The sequence below is a fragment of the Psychrobacter sp. 1U2 genome (assembly GCF_051847575.1).
Map to the genome: position 1 here is coordinate 1 of NZ_JBPYDC010001863.1, position 509 is coordinate 509.

The following is a 509-nucleotide window of genomic DNA, read 5'->3' on the forward strand; positions in this document are numbered from 1 at the left end:
TATCGATATCGTATTGCAGACCTAAGCTTGAGATCGGCTGCCAATAATGACCGCGAGTGTTAGAGTCGTCGCTGCTGCCATGATACCAATATGGCAATTGCAATTCAGCCTGCGCGCGTAACTGATTGTTAATCTGATAACGGCAGCCAGCATTTACGCCTGCGCCTACGCGAAAACCTTTATTAATCCCGCGCCCGGCTTGCCCTTTCCCTGATAATAGGGCATAGCATAACTGTGGCGGCATCTCACCAGTACCAGCACTAGGTGTACCGAACGCCCACGACCAGCCAGTTTCATAGCCAACGCTCCCAACTAGATGATCCCGACCCTCGGCTTGCGAGCCATCGTTCACACGCGTTGCTTCGACACTTGCGCCCCAAGTCTTGCCTTGCTTGGCAGTATTGACCGGATTAAAAGAGCGTCCGCGCAGCACGGTAAAGTTTTCTAATACCACGCTATCAGGTTCATTGTCCTTACTGCTATCAGTATCATAAAAGCGCAGCGTAGTG

Annotated in this window: 1 protein-coding gene; it reads right to left on the reverse strand. The window is 51.5% G+C overall.

Annotated elements, in window-relative coordinates:
* Positions 1-509, reverse strand: a 509-nt coding sequence (locus ACS8FD_RS24825) for a DUF7840 domain-containing protein (RefSeq protein WP_439277801.1), incomplete at both ends; no start/stop codon positions are given.